Raw genomic sequence first — 17,276 nt, 5'->3', positions numbered from 1 at the left:
CGACATGCGCCAGATCATTCTCGATACCGAAACCACCGGCCTGAACGCCCGCACGGGCGACCGCCTCATCGAAATCGGCTGCGTCGAGCTGCTGAACCGGCGGCTCACCGGCAACAACCTGCACTTCTACGTGAATCCCGAGCGCGACAGCGATCCGGGCGCACTGGCGGTGCACGGCCTCACGACCGAATTCCTGAGCGACAAGCCGAAATTCGCGGAAGTCGCCCACCAGATCCTCGACTTCGTGAAGGACGCCGAGCTGATCATCCACAACGCGCCGTTCGACCTCGGCTTTCTCGATGCCGAATTCGCGCGGCTCGGCCTGCCGCCGTTCACCGAGCATTGCGGCGGCGTGATCGACACGCTGGTGCAGGCCAAGCAGATGTTCCCCGGCAAGCGCAACTCGCTCGACGCGCTGTGCGACCGCTTCGGCATCAGCAACGCGCACCGCACGCTGCACGGCGCATTGCTCGACTCGGAGCTGCTCGCCGAGGTATATCTCGCGATGACGCGCGGCCAGGACAGCCTCGTGATCGACATGCTCGACGACGCGGGCGCCGACGGCGGCGCCGCGAACGGCCAGCGCGTCTCGCTCGCCGCGCTCGACCTGGCCGTGGTGGCCGCGAGCGACGACGAGCTTGCCGCGCACCAGGCTCAGCTCGACGAGCTCGACAAGTCGGTCAAGGGCACCTGCGTGTGGCGCCAGTCCGCCGCCGCGGATACCGCCGAAGCGGCCTGACGCACGCGGCCCGCGCCGCGGCCGCGCTCACGCGCGCGGCTGCAGCGCGATGACGGCCATCCCGCCGAGCGCGAGCACCGCGCCGGCCACGTCCCAGCGGGTCAGCGCGACGCCGTCGACCACCCGCAGCCAGATCAGCGCCACCGCGATGTACACGCCGCCGTACGCGGCATACGTGCGCCCCGCCGCGCTCGGGTGCAGCGTCAGCAGCCACGCGAACAGCGCGAGCGACAGCGCGGCCGGCACCAGCAGCCAGGCCGGGCGGCCGGCCTTCAGCACGAGCCACGGCAGGTAGCAGCCGACGATTTCGGCCAGCGCGGTAGCGGCGAACAGCGCCGCGATCCTCATCAGTTCGGTCATCCGGTTCCTCGCGAATTCAGCCCCGTCGCGACGGGCGGCACGGCCGCGCCGCGCGCCGCCGATCATACCCGAGCGGGCCGCGCCGGATGCCCCGCCAGGCGGGCGATCCACGGCAATTTGCACGATCGTCCGTCATCGTGCTATCATGTCTCCCGTTTCAACATTCAATCTCTGTCTTTTCGATTTTGAGAGAAGTCCGTCCGCACGACGCGGGCCGGTGCCTCGATCGAAATTGCATCCACAGGAAAGCCCGCCCGACAGGCCCGCTTTTCTCGTTTCGCTGCCCCTCCGGGGCGTTGCCGGAAGCCGGACTCCTCGTCCGCACCGGCATCCGCCGCTTGCATCACGCGGCCCATTCTTCATGAGCGCACTGTCGCGACGGCCCATCGGGCCCGCGTCGAAGCAGCCCCTTGGCCCTTTGCTGCCCGCTGCGCAGCAACTGCTCGATGGTCTGCCCCGACGCGCAGCATGCGACACCGCGCTCGCCGGCAAACCGTGTCGGACGGCCCGCCCGTTCCGGCGCTGTCAAAGGAGTGCATGACCTTGACCGCAACACACGTCAGCCCGACCGCTGTCTCTTCTCCCGCTTCGCCGTCCGGCGACGCCCCCCTCACCGCGGACGACATCACCGTCGTCGACCAGAGCCTGCTCAAGCGCGCCGTCAGCGCGATGGCGATCGGCAATGCGATGGAATGGTTCGACTTCGGCGTCTACAGCTATATCGCCGTCACGCTCGGCAAGGTGTTCTTCCCGTCCAGCAGCCCGTCCGCGCAGTTGCTCGCCACCTTCGGCACGTTCGCCGCCGCGTTCCTCGTGCGCCCGCTCGGCGGCATGGTGTTCGGCCCGCTCGGCGACCGCATCGGCCGCCAGCGCGTGCTCGCCGCCACGATGATCATGATGGCCGTCGGCACCTTCGCGATCGGCCTGATCCCGAGCTATGCGTCGATCGGCATCATGGCCCCGATCCTGCTGCTCGTCGCCCGCCTCGTGCAGGGCTTCTCGACCGGCGGCGAATACGGCGGCGCCGCCACCTTCATCGCCGAGTTCTCGACCGACAGGCGCCGCGGCTTCATGGGCAGCTTCCTCGAGTTCGGCACGCTGATCGGCTATGTGCTGGGCGCGGGCGTCGTCGCGCTGCTCACCGCGTCGCTGTCGCAGGAAGCGCTGCTGTCGTGGGGTTGGCGCGTGCCGTTCCTGATCGCCGGCCCGCTCGGTCTGATCGGTCTCTACATCCGGATGAAGCTGGAGGAAACGCCCGCGTTCAAGCGCCAGGCCGAAGCGCGCGAAGCGCAGGACAAGGCCGTGCCGAAGGCGCGCTTTCGCGAGACGCTGTTCGCCAACTGGCGCGCGCTGCTGCTGTGCGTCGGCCTCGTGCTGATCTTCAACGTGACCGACTACATGGTGCTGTCGTACCTGCCGAGCTTCATGTCGTCGACGCTGCACTTCGACGAATCGCACAGCCTCGTGCTGGTGCTGCTCGTGATGGTGCTGATGATGCCGATGACGCTGTACGCCGGCCGCCTGTCGGACAAGGTCGGCCGCAAGCCGGTGATGCTCGCCGGCTGCGTCGGCCTGCTGGTGCTGTCGATCCCGTCGCTGCTGCTGATCCATGCGGGCACCACCGCGTCGGTGTTCGGCGGCCTGCTGATCCTCGGCGTGCTGCTGTCGTGCTTCACCGGCGTGATGCCGTCGGCGCTGCCCGCGCTGTTCCCGACCGAGATCCGTTACGGCGCGCTCGCGATCGGCTTCAACGTGTCGGTGTCGCTGTTCGGCGGCACGACGCCGCTGGTGACCGCGTGGCTCGTCGACGTGACGCACAACCTGATGATGCCCGCGTATTACATGATGGGCGCCGCGTTGATCGGCATCGTGTCGGTCGTCGCGCTCGCCGAATCCGCGCGCCAGCCGCTGAAGGGCTCGCCGCCGGCCGTCGCGACGCGCCGCGAAGCGCATCAGCTCGCTCGCCAGTTGCGCGAGGAGGACGACGAATCGGAGGTCTACGGCGTCGCGACGCCGGCCCGCGCGTAAGCGTCGCTCAATGAAAAAGCCCCGGCCGAAGCCGGGGCCCGATCGAAACCGATCCCGCCCGACCGGCTTGCGCCGGCCGGGCTTTTTTTCATTCGATCGACGCGAACGCGCTCATGCCCGCGCTTCGCAGTCACGGCAGAAGATCAGCGCGCGCGACCGCGACACGGCCGCCTGCGCACCGCGCGCCGCGACGATCAGCCCGACCTGGCCGAGATTGAAATCGCGCTCGACCATCAGTTGCGTCAGCGCGGCAAGCGGCAACACGACGGACGGGTGGTACAGGCTCGATTCGATCAGGGCTTTCATCATCGGCTCCATCTGGCAATGCGTGATTTGATGGAGTGGATTCTAGGGATCGGTCGACGCCGGATAAACAGCGCGAATGCGAAGTCACTTGTCAGCCGTCGAGAACAATCGGCAGCGGCTTGCCGGACAAGGCCGCGCGGCGGCCGACAGCGGTCTGCGAGCGCCCGGCGGACCGCTTCGAAGCCGAGGGCCCGTTCACGCCGGTAACGGGCTTGCGCCGGCCCTATGCGAGCGGCGTGTCGACGAAGGCCGGCAGCGCTTCGGCGCGCGCGGAATGCGCGGCGAGCGCCGGATAACGGGCCGGATCGATCCGCGCGAGCACCGGGTAGTCGGCCGCCATGAACTGCGTGAAGCGCCACGCCACCGCGACCGTCACGTCCGACTGCAACGGTCGTGCGCCGCCGAACCAGCCGTCCGTGGCGGCGGCCAGCGGCTCCAGCGCGCCGTACGCGCCTTCGAGCTGGCTCAGCACGCGTTCGATCCATGGCTCATGCTGCCTGTCCGACGGGCGCAGCGCCTGCTCGTAGACGAGCTGCACGGTTTTCTCGGCCGCGGCGAGCGCGAACCCGATCGGCACCAGCGCGCGCAGCCGGGCATCGACGGCGTCGGGCAACAGGCGCCGCTCCGGCGCGGCCAGGTGGTCGAGATAGTCGACGATCAGCGACGAGTCGAGCAGCGTCGCGCCGCCGTCGGTCACGAGCGTCGGCGCCTTGACGGCCGGGTTGAGCGTCCTGAACCGTTCGAGATGACGGAACACCGAGATCGACTCGTGTTCGAACGGCAGGTCGAGCAGCTTCGCCGAAATGGCGACACGGCGCACGAACGGGGAATCCAGCATGCCGATCAGCTTCATCGCAAACGCTCCGTTTCGAGGGAATGGGACCGACGACTGTAGCAGCGTCGCGCGGCGGCGCCTAGCGCGCCCGTCCGCGTGATGCAGATCAGCCGCCCGCACATCCGGCTCCCGCTGCCCGGCCACAGTGACCATAATGCAGATTCACGCTCCTTCCGCCCCAGGGTCCGCCATGTGGTATGCCGTCGTCGAGCAGCAGCGGGAATGGATGCGCGCATGGCGCGCGGCGACGCGGTACGCGTTCGACGCATGGCCCGCGGCGTCGCTGCCGCATGCCGCGTCGTCGTGCTACGACGACCTGTTCGAGCCGCTGCTCGGGCCGCAGGCCGCGCCACCGGGCTTCGATCTCGCGTGGCCCGGCGTCAGCGAGCAGGTCGTCGCGCACACGCCGTTTTGCGACCTGCGGCGCTTCGCGCACGACGACGCGCGCCGCACGGTGCTGCTGTGCGCGCCGCTCGTCGGGCACGCGGCCGTGATGATGCGGGAAACCGCGGAAACGCTGCTCGCGGACGGCGACGTCTGCGTGACCGACTGGCGCAATGCGCGCGACGTGCCGCTCGCGGCGGGCCGTTTCGGGCTCGACGAGTACGTCGCGATGCTCGACGATTTCGTCGGCATGCTCCAGCGCGACGCCCGGCCGCTGCACGTCGTCGCCGTGTGCCAGGCGACCGTGCCGGCGCTCGGCGCACTCGCGCTGCGTGCCGCGCGCGGGCTCGCGCCGCCCGCGAGCGTCACGCTGATCGGCGGCCCGATCGATGCGCGCCCGAACCCGAGCGCGCTCGGCGCCGCGGCCGCCGCCCATTCGCTCGACTGGTGCCGGCGCCACCTGATCGACGTCGTGCCGCCCGGCTTCGCCGGGCACGGTCGCCACGTGTTTCCGACCTATCTGCAACAGGGCGAGATCGCGCTGCTGTATCCACAACGCTTCCTGACGCTGATCGAGACCTACGCGCTCGCCGCTTCCCGCTTCGACATGACCGGACTCGCCGACGCACGGCGGGCGCTGCGCGAATACACCGCGCTGCTCGACATGCCGGCCGACTATTTCCTCGACACGGTCGACGTCGTGTTCCAGCGCATGCTGCTCGCGACCGGCGCGTGGCGCGTGCGCGGCCGGCGCGTCGAACCGGCCGCGCTGCGCGACGCCGCGCTGCTGACCGTCGAAGGCGCCTGCGACGCGGTCACGGGCGCCGGCCAGACGCATGCGGCGCTCGACCTGTGCAGCGGCCTCCGCGCCGACGAGCGCCATCGCGTCGACATCGACGATTGCGATCACTACGGGCTGTTTACGGGGCCTCGCTGGCACGGCAACGTCCATCCGGCGCTGCAGCGCGTGTTCGCGCTGGCGGAAGCCCGCCGACCGCGCCAGCGCCCGCGCCGAAGCCGTCGGACATGACCCCGTGTCAGGGGCGCGTCAGGTCGAGCAGCGCGCGCACCTCGTCGTCGCTCGTCTGATCGAAGCGCGCGTAGAACTGGCTGATCCCGAAGAACCGTAGCGGCTGCGACACCGCGACGAACGCGTCGGCCAGACCGTCGAACGCATGCGCGGCCCCCGCCGGCGCCACCGGCACCGCCGCGACGATGCGCGCCGGGTGGCGCTCGCGCAGCGCCTGCAGCGCGACACGCATCGATGCGCCGGTCGCGACACCGTCGTCGACGACGATCGCGAGGCGCCCTTCCACCGCCAGCGGCGGCGCGGCGCCACGATACAGCGCTTCGCGGCGATGCAATTCGGCCGTCTCGCGCGCGATCACGTCGGCGAGTTGCGCGTCCGATACGTCCATCGCGCGGATCGTCGAGCGTTGCAGATGTGTCGCGCCGCCCGTCGCGATCGCGCCCATCGCGAGCTCGGGGTCGAACGGCACGCCGAGCTTGCGCACGACCAGCACGTCGAGCGGCGCGCGCAGCGCGCGCGCGACCGGATACGCGACGGGCACGCCGCCGCGCGGCAGCGCGAGCACGACGACATCGCCGCGCCCCGCGTATTCGCGCAACGCGTCGGCCAACTGGCGGCCGGCCTCGGCGCGATCGGCAAAACTGGGTTCGGTCACGAGCGGCTCCCTGCCCTTGCGCCGGATGCGCGCAACCCGCGCCGGCGCCTGTCCACGAGCATGGTTCATCGGTCGCACCGACGCAAGCAGGGTCAAACCGGCGCGCGACGCGCCGGAGGAAGGTCAGAGGCCGGCGGCCTGCCGGTACAGCCGCCAGAACGACTGCGCGTAGGACTGCGCGAGCTCGGGCGCGCGCCGGAACACGTTCACCGTGTCGGCCCGCTCGGCCGCGCCGTCGGACAGCGTCGTCAGCGCGACGCTGTCGTCGACGATCACGAAGCGCGACGCGGGGCCGCCGTGCCGCGAATCGATCGCGACGTCGATGCCAGCGGATTTCAGATAGCCGGCGCCGCTGGTCTTGCCCGCGCGCGGCGGGCGCACCAGCACGACACGTACCTCGATCCCGCGCGCGCGGGCCGCGCGCAGCGCGCTCGCGACCGCCGGCGACACCTGCGTGTAGCCGGCCAGCAGCACGCGGCGCTGTGCCTGTTCGATCAGATCGACGGTCGCGTCGGCCGCCGCGTTGTCATACGAAAAGTACGTGCCGACCGATGCGGCGTCGGACGGAATCTGGCTGGCGTGGACACTCGTCGCGCAGCAGAACGCGGCGAGCAGGATGGCGGCTGGTCTCATGGCGGGCGCCATTGTAGCGACGCCAATTCGCGTGGCAAGAGGCGGCCGCGACGCTGCTGCGCCGGCGCAACACACCGTGCGAAAGCGGTGCCCGACGGCTGGGTTTCAAGCCGGGTTTCGACCGGGTTTCGACCCGTCGGTCAGCCGCCCGCGACGCGCGCGAGCCAGCTCGTCACGCCGTCGACGGAACGGAAATCCGCGAGGCTGCGCGCAGGCAGCGCGGGATATGCGCCGCCGGCCATCTCGGCCAGCGCGCGCCCCGGGCCGAGTTCGAGAAACGCGGTTGCGCCGGCCTCGACGCACGCCGCCAGACAGGCCGCCCACTCGACCGGCTCCGCGATCTGCCGCGCGAGCTTGTCGAGGCCCGTGTCGACGTCGAGCACCGACGCGCCGTCGATCCCCGAGAACAGCCGCGTGCCGGGCAGCGGCCGGCGCACGCGCGTCGCGGCCAGCGTCGCGCGGAATGCCGGCACGGCCGCCGCGAGCCGGCGCGTGTGCGACGCGATCCGCACGCAGACGGGCGCGACGCGCAGCGCACCGGCTCGCAGCGCGGCGTCGGCCACGGCATCGACATCGGCGTGCCGCCCCGCGACCACGAACGCATCGCCGGGGTTCGCGATCGCGATGGCCGCGTCGCGGCCCTCGCACAGCCGCGCCAGCTGCGTGCGCGTCAGGCCGCGCACGAACACCATTCGCTCGTCGCCGCCGCTCGCGGCATCCATCGCGCGTGCACGCGCATCGGCCAGATCGAGCGCGTCGTGCGGGTCGATCATCCCCGCGACACTCCACGAGCCGACCTCGCCGACGCTGTAGCCGGCGACGCAGCGCCGGCGCGGCCACACCGCGTCGAGCAGTGAAGCCGCCGCGAGCGCGTGGAGCGTGCAGAGAATCTGCGCGGCGCGGTTTTCCGTCAGCGCGTCGGGCCCGGCCTGCCGGACCCACGTGCGCGGATCGTCGCCGAGCAGCCGGCCCGCATGCGCGAACAAAGCGTCGGCCTGCGGCGCCGCCCCGGTCAGGTCGAACATGTCGGCGCGCTGTGCGCCTTGCCCCGAACACAGGATGGCCAGCGTCATCGCACGTGCCCTTCGGCTTCGAGCACATCGACGAACACGCTCATCGCGAGCAGGTCGGCTGCCCCGCCGGGGCTCAGCCGGCGCGCGACGAACGCCCGATGCGCGGCCGCCGCGCGCAGCCGCCAGTCGCGCGCCCGCACGCCGCCACGCGCGACGAACGCACGGGCTGTCGCGCGGGCGAAATCGAGGCCGTCCTGCCCGCCGCGGTGCAGCAGATTCGTGTCGTCGAGCGCGGCGATCAGCGCGAAGCATGCGGCGACCCGCGCGGCTTCCGGATCGTCCGGCAGGTCGCGCCGGGCGCGGCGCAGCGCGGGCAAGCCGACCGCGTACACGGTCGGGAAGCCGTCGGCCGCCTCGCGACGCGCACCGCCGACACCGTAGCGGCGGCTCGCGCGCTCGCCGTGGCTGTCCGGCAGACGCGGGCCGCCAAGGATCTCGGCGCCCCAGCGGCGGGACACGAACGCGCCGAGCGTCGTCCCGTCCGGCGCCGCGTCCGGTATCGCGCGCCGGCCGGCGGCCGCGCACAGCAGCCCGAGCCCGAAGATCGCGCCGCGATGCGTATTGACGCCGCCGGTCGCGGCGAGCATCGCGTGCTCGGCGCGCAGGCCGATCTTGCGCAGCACGGCCATGTCGGCGTCGCGTGCGCCGGCGTCGACGAGTTCCGCGAAGTACGGCCGCAGCACGGCGGCGCTGCGCGCGAACGTCGCGGCATCCATGTCCGTATGACTGCCGGTGTCGACGTGACTGACGAGGCCCGGCTTCGGATAGGTATCGATCTCGAGCACGAGGCTGCGCTCGGCCAGCGCGGCGATGCGCTCGGCATCGGACGGCGCGGCGACGCGGCAGGCGGCTCGTGCGTTCACCGCGTGCCTCCGGTGAAGGCGTCGGCGCGCATCAGTTCGACGGCGATCGCCGTCTTCACCGCGACGTCGGGCATCCGCGCGTGCAGTTCGCGCCAATTGACGCCCGCGCCGTCGGCGCGCAGCAGTTCGCCGTCGATGCGCATCGGCGCGCGCGCGTCGATCGCCGCGAGACCGTCGAGCAGCGGCGCGAGCGATGCGGCATCCGGCAGCGGAAACACGATGTCGAGATCGGACGATGCGCTCAGGTAAGAGTCACCCGTCAGCGCCTGCCATGCAAGGCTGCCGAACACGCGGCCCTGCACGCCGCAGCGCGTGCCGAGCGCATCGAGCTCGCGCAGCGGCGCATGCCAGGCCGCGGGCGCGGCGGCGAGCACGTCGGTCAATGTGGGAAGCGGGCCGACCGTCGCGAGCGCGTCGGCGGTCACGTTCAGCGCGATGCGCCGCTTGCCCGCCGACGGCGGCAGCGGCAGGCCGAGCGGCACGCGGCCGGCGTCGGCTTCATCCGGCGACGCGCGACGCACGATCAGCTGTCGGCCGTGTTCGGCCCAGGCGCGCACGAGCGGATCGCTCGCGAGCGCGGGGTCGCGGGCAAAGGCCGCGCCCCACCCGGCCGCCGTCAGCGTGACGAGCGTGTGGCGGCGCAGCGGCAGCTCAGCGTGCGGCACGCGCGAGTGCCTCGACGCGGGCGGCGACGTCGGTCGCCACCGGCCGGCCGCGCGCCGCGCGCCGGTCGACGCGCTCGGCCGGCTTGCCGAGCCATTCGCCGACCTGCGCGTCGAGCGCGCGGGACGGATCGAGCACGGCGTCGACGGCGCCCATCTTCACGAGGTTGTCGAGCCCCGGCGCGAACACCGGCGTCGAACGCGCCATCTCCTTCAGCACGTCGATCGGCAGCTTGGTCACGCGCGACATCGACGGCAGATCCATCACCTCCGGCTCGGCGCCCGGCACCGCGAGCAGCGTGCGCGTCGCGAGCGCGGTCGCGATGAATGCGCCAGCCGCCGTGTGGCCGTACAGCACGCCGACCGTCCGGTGTCCGGCGAGATCCGCGTGCATCAGGCACTTCGCGAGATGCGACAGCCCTTCGTTCAGGCCGAGCAGCTCGTCGCGCTTGCTCATCCGCTGGCTGTCGCTGTCGACGAGCACGAGGATCGGCGTGTCGCCGCCGCGCGCGACCGTGTCGAGCACGCGCGACGCCAGCGTCAGCGCCTCGTCGATGCCGAACGGCAAGCGATCGGCCACACCGATCACGTCGACGCGCGTACCGGCCAGTTCCGCGTGGCCCGTGAGCAGGCCGCCATGACGCGCAATCGAATGGCCGGCGGGAAACAGCGCGTTCAGTACTTCATCGAGCGTCATGCCGGGCCTCCTGTAACTGGTCGGCGAGCTTCGCGAATGCATCGTCGGGCATGCCGGGAATCGCTTCCGGCTTGTCGGCGCCGAGCGCACGCCACACGTCGAGTGCGTCCTCGCAGCCGCCGAACCGTTCGATCCGCGCTTCGAGACGCGCCTGTTCCGCGCGCAGCATTGCCGCATCGAACGCCGGCGCGCGGCCGATCAAATCGAGCGCGGCCGCGCGAAACGCGTCCGGCGTATCGGCCACGTAGCGATCGGCGCCGCCGATCAATCGCCGGTGCTTGCCGCCCATCGTGCGCCAGATCAGCGCGCGATCCTTCGAATCGAATTCCTCGACGCCGCGGTTGGTCTCGATCACTTCGGGGCCCGACACGCTGATGCGCCCCTGTTCCGACACCGCGAGCGCCGAACAGCACGCGGCGAGCAGCCCGCCGCCGCCATAGCAGCCCGCGCGCCCGCCGATCAGCCCGATCACCGGCACGCCGGCCGCACGCGCGTCGACGAGCGCGCGCATGATCTCGGCGATCGCGAGCTCGCCCGCGTTCGCTTCCTGCAGCCGCACGCCGCCCGTATCGAACAGGATCAGCACCGGCTTGCCGACGTCGCGTGCGGCGCGCAGCAGCCCGGTGAGCTTCGCGCCGTGCACTTCGCCGAACGCGCCGCCCATGAAGCGGCCTTCCTGCGCGGCGACGAACACCGGCCGGCCGTCGAGCCGGCCATGGCCGACCACCATCCCGTCGTCGAACTGCCGCGGCAGGTCGAACAGCGGCAGGTGCGGACTCGTCACGCGCTCGGCCGGCCCGAGGAATTCGCTGAAAGTGCCCGCGTCGAGCAGGCCGTCGATGCGCTGTCGCGCCGATGCTTCGTACCAGCTCGCCGCGTTCGGGACGAACGCCGGCGCGTCGTGGATCGCGTCGCTCATCATGCGTCCCCCTCGATCGCGCGCACGGCCTGCGCGAGCCGCAGCGACACCATGTCGGGCCGCGCGCCGCCGTCGTTGATCGACAGCTTCAGGCCGCCCGGCGTGCGCCGTTCGACGAAATCCGACACGACGGCCTGCCAGACCGCGCCGAAGCCGACGGCCGCGGTGCGGATGTCGATCTCGCATTCGTTGCCCGGCAACACACGCTCGACGAGCACCTCGAGGTTGCCGGACGCGACCACGCCGACGAGCGCCGCGGCCTGCTCGCCCTTCGCGCGTTCGCGCGCGGTGAAGCGGTAGTTCAACTGTTCCATGCCCTCTTCCTCACCAGTTGCGGAACCGGGCCGGCGGCGCATAGAGCCCGCCCGACCAGTGCACGAGATCCTTGATCGAACGCGCGGCGAGCCAGCGACGGTCGGCGTCGAGCGGATCGATGCCGAGATCCTCCGGGCGGCGGATCACACCGCGCTCGCGCAGCCGCTCGACCATCCTCTTGTCGCGGCCACGGCCGACGTCCGTATAGCCGGCGACGCCGCGGATCGCATGCTCGCGTTCGTCCTTGTCGCGGCACATCAGCAGGTTCGCGATCCCTTCCTCGGTGACGATGTGCGTGACGTCGTCGCCGTAGACCATGATCGGCGCGAGGTCGAGCTGCAGCTTGTCGGCGAGCTTCAGCGCGTCGAGCTTCTCGACGAACATCGGCACGTTCTTGTCGCCGAACGTCTCGCCGATCTGCACGACCAGCTTGCGGCCGCGCCGCAGCGCCGCCGGCGTGTCCGGGTCGGCTTCCGCGCCGGCCTTCAGCCACGGCTCGCTCGGATGGCGCCGGCCGCGCGCGTCGCTGCCCATGTTCGGCGCGCCGCCGAAGCCGGCGATCCGCTCGGCCGTGACCGTCGACGAATGGCCGGACAGGTCGATCTGCAGCGTCGAGCCGATGAACATGTCGCACGCATAGAGGCCGGCCGTCTGGCAGAACGCGCGGTTCGAGCGCAGCGACCCGTCGGGGCCCGTGAACCACACGTCGGAGCGCGCGCGGATGTAGTCGTCCATCCCGACCTCGGAGCCGAAGCAGTGGATCTGCTCGACCCAGCCCGATTCGATCGCGGGGATCAGCGTCGGATGCGGATTGAGCGCCCAGTGCGTGCAGACCTTGCCCTTCAGCCCGAGCTTCGCGCCGTAGGTGGGCAGCAGCAGCTCGATCGCGGCCGTGTTGAAGCCGATCCCGTGGTTCAGGCGCTTGATCCCGTACGGCTCGTAGAGGCCCTTGATCGCGAGCATCGCGGTCAGGATCTGCGTCTCGGTGATCGCGGCCGGATCGCGCGTGAACAGCGGCTCGACGTAGAACGGCCGGCCGGCCTCGACGACGAAATGCACGCGGTCGCCCGGGATGTCGACGCGCGGCACCTTGTCGACGATGCGGTCGACCTGGGCGATCACGATGCCGTCCTTGAACGCGGTCGCCTCGACGACGGTCGGCGTGTCCTCGGTGTTCGGGCCCGTGTACAGGTTGCCGTCGGCGTCGGCGCTCACGGCCGCGATCAGCGCGACCTGCGGCGTGAGATCGATGAAGTAGCGGGCGAACAGTTCGAGATAGGTATGCACCGCGCCGAGCGCGATCTTGCCGCCGAACAGCAGCTTCGCGATGCGCTGCGATTGCGGGCCCGAATACGCGAAGTCGAGCCGCTTCGCGATGCCGCGCTCGAACACGTCGAGATGCTCGGGCAGCACGACGCCCGACTGCACCATGTGCAGGTCGTGGATCTTCGCGCTGTCGACGTCGGCGAGCGCGACGGCGAGCAAGTCGGCCTGCTTCTGGTTGTCGCCTTCGAGGCATACGCGGTCGCCCGGCCGCAGCACCGCTTCGAGCAACGCGACGGTGTCGCGCGCGTCGACCCGCTTGCCCCGCGCGTAAGCCGCGCCGGCCGCGAGCCGGGCATCGCGCGCTTGCCGCGCGTGATTCCATCCGGTCATGAACAGTTCTCCGCTTCGAGGGTTCAGCGGCATTCTAAGCCTGGCGCCGCTGTCGATTGATGATGTTGCCGAATGCGACTCAGAGGACGCCGCGATGGATGCGGCCCGCGCACGGGCCACTCGCATGGCCTCACGCGCCGACCAGCGCGCGCGTCGTGAAGAACAGCACCGACGGCCCGAGCAGGCAGCCCACGCCGGTATGGAACGTCGCGACCAGCGCACCGTACGGGACGAGCCGGCGATCGGTCGCGGCAAGGCCCGCGCTCACGCCGCTGACGGTGCCGGCCAACCCGCCGAAGATCATCGCGGAACGCGGCGTCTTCAGCCCCATGAAATTGGCCGCGACCGGCGTGCCGACCATCACGATGATCGCCTTCACGAGCCCCGTCGCGATGCTGAGCGCGATCACGTCGGAGCTCGCGCCGATCGCCGCACCCGTGACGGGCCCGACGATATAGGTGACGGCGCCCGCGCCGATCGTCGTCATGCTGACCGCATCGGTATAGCCGAACGCACGCGCGACGCACGCGCCGACGATGAACGGCAGCACGGTGCCGAGCAGCAGCGACACGACGCCGACGAGCCCGGCCTTGCGCGCCTCGGTCGGCTGCACTTCGAACGCGGTCGCGACGATCGCGAAATCGCGCAGCATCGCGCCGCCCATCAGGCCGATGCCGGCGAACAGCTTGACGTCGGCCAGCCCCTTCTCGCCTCCGGTGAATGCGCCGCCGACGTAGGCGAGCACGAGGCCGATCACGATCGCGATCGCCGAGCCGTGCACGCGGCCGAACGTGAGCTTGCGCGACGCGATCGACGACAGCCACATGATCAGGCCGACCAGCGCGAACGACGCGACGAGCCCGTTGTGGGCGACGGTTTTTTCGAGCATCTGCAGCATGGCGGCCTCCGTTACCGTTCTTCGAATTGCGGCACGCCCGCGAAGGCCGTGTCGTCGCGGCCCGTGCGCGCGAGCACCGCGATGCAGCATGCGCAGATCGCGACCGCGCCGACGGCGGCCAGCAGCGCGACCGGCCCGCCCTTGAGCGCGGCGACGACGTTCTGGTTCGCGGCCATCGCGACGACGACCGGGATGTACATCGCCCCCCAGAAGCCGACGCCCGCTTCGGTCTCCTTCGGCAGCCAGCCGCGCCGGTGCAGCCACAGGCGCAGGCAGATCAGCAGCAGCATCGCGATACCGACGCCGCCGACGTTGGTCTTCACGCCGATCGCGCTGCCGAGCAGGTCGCCGAGGAACAGTCCGGCCAGGTGGCAGAACGCCAGCAGCGCGGTTCCATAGATGATCATGAGTCGTCTCCAGTCTCTTCGTGACGGGCGCCTGACGCGTGCGGGAGCCAGGCCCGCACGCCGATCCCGGGCGGACTGTGTGTCTCCTGCGGCGGGGCGCCGCGGCCCGGCGGCTCGTCGTGCGAGCGCGTTCTCGGGGTCGATGGGATGATGCGGTTTCGGGCCGGACGCCGGATGGCTTAGACTGATCGATGCAGCCGGCGGCGCGACACGGGCTACGCGTCCGGTGTCCCCCGTTTCGCGGAGGCCGCACGGGCGCGTGATCCGATACTAGCGCCGCAAAATCCGGCCATTTATGAAGTTGTCGAAACCGATTCAGTGGATTTAGCAATGCGTCCGTTACCGCCCGAATTGCTGCGCAGCTTCGTCGCCGTCGCCCAGTCCGGCAGCTTCACCGCCGCGTCCGAACGCGTGAACCTGTCTCAATCGACCGTCAGCCAGCATATCCGCCGCCTCGAGGAGCTGCTCGACCGGCCGCTGTTCGAGCGCGACACGCGCAACGTGCACCTGTCGCAGCACGGCGACGCGCTGTTCCGCTACGCGGTGCGCATCCTCGAACTGATGGACGAGGCCGTCACGTCGGTATGCGGGCCGCCGCTATCGGGCAAGGTGCGGCTCGCGATGTCGGAGGATTTCGCGTCGGCGCACCTGACGGCCGCGCTCGCGAGCTTCGTGCAGCGCAACCCGGACGTCGAGCTCGCGATCTCGACCGGGCTGTCGGGCGACCTGTTCGACGCGCTCGACGAAGGCCGGCACGATCTCGTGTTCGCGAAGCGCATCGCCGGCAGCCGGCGCGGCCGCGTGATCCGCAGCGAACCGCTGTACTGGTGCACCGGCCCCGATTCGCGGATCACCGGCCACGAGGCCGTGCTGCCGCTCGCGATGCATCCGGAGCCGAGCGTGTCGCGCCGGCGCGTGCTCGAATCGCTCGAAGCCGTCGGGCGGCCGTACCGGATCGCCGTCGTGAGCAGCAGCATCGCGGTGTTGCGGGCGGCCGCGAGCGCGGGGCTCGGCGTCAGCGCGTTCGCCGGCTACGTGATCCCGGCCGGGCTCGCGCGGCTCGACGCGGGGCTGCCGGAGCTCGGCGAACTCGAATACGTGATCGACCGCCCGGCGGCCGCGTCGCGCTCGACGCTCGCGCTGGAAGCCACGCTGATCGCGGCGGCGGCCGAGTTGTAACGGCACCGCACGGGGCGCGGTCGCGCCCGCACCTGACAGCGTTGCCCGGAACGCGTCATCGTCCGCGCAGCACGCGCTCGCGACAATGGGACCCAACGGAATGCACCGCACATCGCCGCGCGCATCCGCTACCCCGTCCCCTTGATCGGAGCCCGCCATGAACAACGCCCTGCGATTCGCCGTCGCGACCGCCGCAGCCGCCTTGCTGTCCCCCGCCTTTGCCCAGACCGACGCGTCGGCCCCCGCACAGGGCCTGACGCGCGCGGAAGTCATCGAGCAGCTCAAGCAGGCCTATCTCGACGGCGAACTGCCGACCAACGACGGCAACTATCCGCCAAACGCCGCGACGCGCGCACGCAACCGCGAACTCGTGCAGGCCACGAGCCCCGCGTGGCTGGCCCACGTGCCGCCCGCCAGCCAGGGGACGTCGCAGCAATAACCGACGCCGCCGCGCGTGCACGACCGGACCAGGATCAAGGCAGGAAGCTGCGGCGCCGCTCGTCGATCAGCTCGACGAGCAGCCGGTCGCGCTCCGCCGCCAGCGCCTGCATCGAGCGCTCGCCCTGGATCGCGCGCAGTTCGTCGGTCAGCTTGCGATCGACCTCCGGATCGAACGACGGCGTGCCGAGGTCGTCCCACCAGCTCGCGATCGGCCCCGACAGGTGTTCGAGGAAGTGCGCGATCCCGCCCGCGCCGCCGCCGAGATGATAGGTCAGGCACTGCCCCATCAGCCCCCAGCGCAGGCCGGGGCCCCACGCGACGGCCTTGTCCGCGTCGGCGACGCTCACGACGCCTTCGCCGACGAGGTGATACACCTCGCGGAACAGCGCGGCCGCGAGCCGGTTCGCGACGTGGCCGGTCATCTCCTTGTTGAGCACGATCGTCTGCTTGCCGAGCGCATCGTAGAACTGCTTCACGCGCGCGATCACGTCGGGGTCCGTCGCATCGCCGCCGACCAGCTCGACGAGCGGGATCAGGTGCGGCGGATTGAACGGATGCGCGATCAAGCAGCGCTCCGGATGCTTCGCGCACGCGGTCTGGATCTCGGACATCTTCAGGCCCGACGAACTCGACGCGATCGGCACGTGCGCGGGCAGCACGTCGTCCATCTGGCGATAGAGCGCGCGCTTCAGGTCGAGTCGCTCGGGGCCGTTCTCCTGCACGAAGTCGACGCCGTCGAGCGCGCGCACGAGATCGGCGTCGAACGACAGCCGCGCGGCAAGTTCGGCGGCCCGCTCGCCGAGGAAGGCGGCGAGCGCGTCGCGCAGCCGCTGGTCGGCCTGCGGCGCCGGGTCGGTCGCGACGACGTCGAAGCCCTGCGTCAGGTAGAAAGCGGCCCAGCTCGCGCCGATCACGCCGGCGCCGACGATCGCGATACGTCGAATGTCCATGGTTGTCCCGTGTGGTTGGTCTGCGGATATGCCGCGGCGATTGTCGCATCGAATCCCGTGCGCATGCGTCGACGCGGGGATTGCCCATGCCCTCTTGAAATGCGCGGCGGCGGCCACTAATTAAGCGTCGTCGGGCAGTGCCGCATCCAACGCACCGCCCCCGTTATCGACCTCGTGGAGCCCCCGTCGCGCCCGCCGCAGGCGTCGCGCGGTCACGTCTCCCGCGTTCCCTGTTCAGGAGGACCA

20 protein-coding genes are annotated in these 17,276 nt (G+C 70.9%); 5 read left to right on the top strand and 15 right to left on the bottom strand.

Annotated elements, in window-relative coordinates; translation table 11 throughout:
• The first annotated feature begins 4 nt into the window (after nt 1–4).
• Nucleotides 5–739: a DNA polymerase III subunit epsilon gene (gene dnaQ, locus CFB35_RS06135; RefSeq protein WP_059573882.1), complete on the top strand. Its 735-nt coding sequence runs from the start codon at nt 5–7 to the stop codon at nt 737–739.
• A 27-nt stretch (nt 740–766) separates the two neighbouring features.
• On the opposite strand, the gene CFB35_RS06130 is transcribed toward dnaQ, so the two are convergent.
• Complete coding sequence (locus CFB35_RS06130) at nt 767–1,099, bottom strand: YnfA family protein (RefSeq protein WP_011545077.1); 333 nt, start codon at nt 1,097–1,099, stop codon at nt 767–769.
• 537 nt (nt 1,100–1,636) lie between these two features.
• Here CFB35_RS06130 and proP point away from each other — a divergent pair.
• Complete coding sequence (proP, locus tag CFB35_RS06120) at nt 1,637–3,127, top strand: glycine betaine/L-proline transporter ProP (RefSeq protein WP_089464661.1); 1,491 nt, start codon at nt 1,637–1,639, stop codon at nt 3,125–3,127.
• A gap of 111 nt (nt 3,128–3,238) precedes the next feature.
• Here the strand turns inward: proP and CFB35_RS06115 are convergent, their stop codons facing one another.
• The gene (locus CFB35_RS06115; protein ID WP_059573884.1) at nt 3,239–3,445 is read right to left on the bottom strand and encodes a hypothetical protein; all 207 of its coding nucleotides are present in this window, start codon (nt 3,443–3,445) and stop codon (nt 3,239–3,241) included.
• A gap of 211 nt (nt 3,446–3,656) precedes the next feature.
• Complete coding sequence (locus CFB35_RS06110; protein WP_089464660.1) at nt 3,657–4,286, bottom strand: glutathione S-transferase family protein; 630 nt, start codon at nt 4,284–4,286, stop codon at nt 3,657–3,659.
• A 172-nt stretch (nt 4,287–4,458) separates the two neighbouring features.
• Between CFB35_RS06110 and CFB35_RS06105 the strand changes: the two genes are divergently transcribed.
• Nucleotides 4,459–5,682 carry a polyhydroxyalkanoate depolymerase gene (locus CFB35_RS06105; protein WP_089464659.1) on the top strand — a complete coding sequence of 408 codons (1,224 nt, stop codon included), beginning with the start codon at nt 4,459–4,461 and terminating at the stop codon, nt 5,680–5,682.
• 7 nt (nt 5,683–5,689) lie between these two features.
• Here CFB35_RS06105 and CFB35_RS06100 read toward each other — a convergent pair whose 3' ends face one another.
• From CFB35_RS06100 to madL, 11 genes are all read right to left on the bottom strand, one after another.
• Entirely contained in the window at nt 5,690–6,337 is a 648-nt protein-coding gene (locus CFB35_RS06100; RefSeq protein ID WP_089464964.1) for a phosphoribosyltransferase, read from the bottom strand.
• 123 nt (nt 6,338–6,460) lie between these two features.
• Entirely contained in the window at nt 6,461–6,982 is a 522-nt protein-coding gene (locus CFB35_RS06095; protein ID WP_060313507.1) for a phospholipase D-like domain-containing protein, read from the bottom strand.
• A gap of 128 nt (nt 6,983–7,110) precedes the next feature.
• Nucleotides 7,111–8,043, bottom strand: coding sequence for an acyltransferase domain-containing protein (locus tag CFB35_RS06090; RefSeq protein WP_060965827.1), 933 nt, complete (start codon nt 8,041–8,043; stop codon nt 7,111–7,113).
• The gene (gene mdcB, locus CFB35_RS06085; protein WP_089464658.1) at nt 8,040–8,906 is read right to left on the bottom strand and encodes a triphosphoribosyl-dephospho-CoA synthase MdcB; all 867 of its coding nucleotides are present in this window, start codon (nt 8,904–8,906) and stop codon (nt 8,040–8,042) included. The genes CFB35_RS06090 and mdcB overlap by 4 nt, the downstream gene beginning before the upstream one ends.
• The gene (gene mdcG / locus CFB35_RS06080) at nt 8,903–9,571 is read right to left on the bottom strand and encodes a malonate decarboxylase holo-[acyl-carrier-protein] synthase (RefSeq protein WP_089464657.1); all 669 of its coding nucleotides are present in this window, start codon (nt 9,569–9,571) and stop codon (nt 8,903–8,905) included. The genes mdcB and mdcG overlap by 4 nt, the downstream gene beginning before the upstream one ends.
• Nucleotides 9,558–10,265, bottom strand: a complete 708-nt coding sequence (mdcE, locus tag CFB35_RS06075) for a biotin-independent malonate decarboxylase subunit gamma (RefSeq protein WP_089464656.1) — start codon at nt 10,263–10,265, stop codon at nt 9,558–9,560. Before mdcE ends, mdcG begins: the two co-directional genes overlap by 14 nt.
• Nucleotides 10,252–11,187 carry a biotin-independent malonate decarboxylase subunit beta gene (locus tag CFB35_RS06070; protein WP_089464655.1) on the bottom strand — a complete coding sequence of 312 codons (936 nt, stop codon included), beginning with the start codon at nt 11,185–11,187 and terminating at the stop codon, nt 10,252–10,254. Before CFB35_RS06070 ends, mdcE begins: the two co-directional genes overlap by 14 nt.
• Nucleotides 11,184–11,498, bottom strand: coding sequence for a malonate decarboxylase acyl carrier protein (mdcC, locus tag CFB35_RS06065; protein ID WP_006485317.1), 315 nt, complete (start codon nt 11,496–11,498; stop codon nt 11,184–11,186). The genes CFB35_RS06070 and mdcC overlap by 4 nt, the downstream gene beginning before the upstream one ends.
• Before the next feature lie 10 nt (nt 11,499–11,508).
• Nucleotides 11,509–13,155: a malonate decarboxylase subunit alpha gene (gene mdcA, locus CFB35_RS06060; RefSeq protein ID WP_060011730.1), complete on the bottom strand. Its 1,647-nt coding sequence runs from the start codon at nt 13,153–13,155 to the stop codon at nt 11,509–11,511.
• Between the two features lie 130 nt (nt 13,156–13,285).
• Complete coding sequence (madM, locus tag CFB35_RS06055) at nt 13,286–14,053, bottom strand: malonate transporter subunit MadM (protein ID WP_006476364.1); 768 nt, start codon at nt 14,051–14,053, stop codon at nt 13,286–13,288.
• 11 nt (nt 14,054–14,064) lie between these two features.
• Nucleotides 14,065–14,460 carry a malonate transporter subunit MadL gene (gene madL, locus CFB35_RS06050; RefSeq protein WP_059573893.1) on the bottom strand — a complete coding sequence of 132 codons (396 nt, stop codon included), beginning with the start codon at nt 14,458–14,460 and terminating at the stop codon, nt 14,065–14,067.
• 330 nt (nt 14,461–14,790) lie between these two features.
• On the opposite strand from madL, the gene CFB35_RS06045 reads away from it, so the two are divergent.
• Both CFB35_RS06045 and CFB35_RS06040 read left to right on the top strand, forming a co-directional pair.
• Nucleotides 14,791–15,639, top strand: coding sequence for a LysR substrate-binding domain-containing protein (locus CFB35_RS06045; protein WP_059573894.1), 849 nt, complete (start codon nt 14,791–14,793; stop codon nt 15,637–15,639).
• Nucleotides 15,640–15,796: 157 nt separating this feature from the next.
• Entirely contained in the window at nt 15,797–16,078 is a 282-nt protein-coding gene (locus CFB35_RS06040) for a DUF4148 domain-containing protein (RefSeq protein WP_089464654.1), read from the top strand.
• A 34-nt stretch (nt 16,079–16,112) separates the two neighbouring features.
• On the opposite strand, the gene CFB35_RS06035 is transcribed toward CFB35_RS06040, so the two are convergent.
• Nucleotides 16,113–17,030 carry a 3-hydroxyacyl-CoA dehydrogenase NAD-binding domain-containing protein gene (locus tag CFB35_RS06035; RefSeq protein ID WP_089464653.1) on the bottom strand — a complete coding sequence of 306 codons (918 nt, stop codon included), beginning with the start codon at nt 17,028–17,030 and terminating at the stop codon, nt 16,113–16,115.
• Nucleotides 17,031–17,276 lie beyond the last annotated feature (246 nt).

This window comes from Burkholderia sp. AU16482, assembly GCF_002223285.1.
In the GTDB taxonomy this organism is placed as follows: Bacteria; Pseudomonadota; Gammaproteobacteria; order Burkholderiales; family Burkholderiaceae; genus Burkholderia; species Burkholderia semiarida.
The sequence above is the reverse complement of the archived record's forward strand: the minus strand, read 5'-3'. Positions and strand labels throughout refer to the sequence as shown.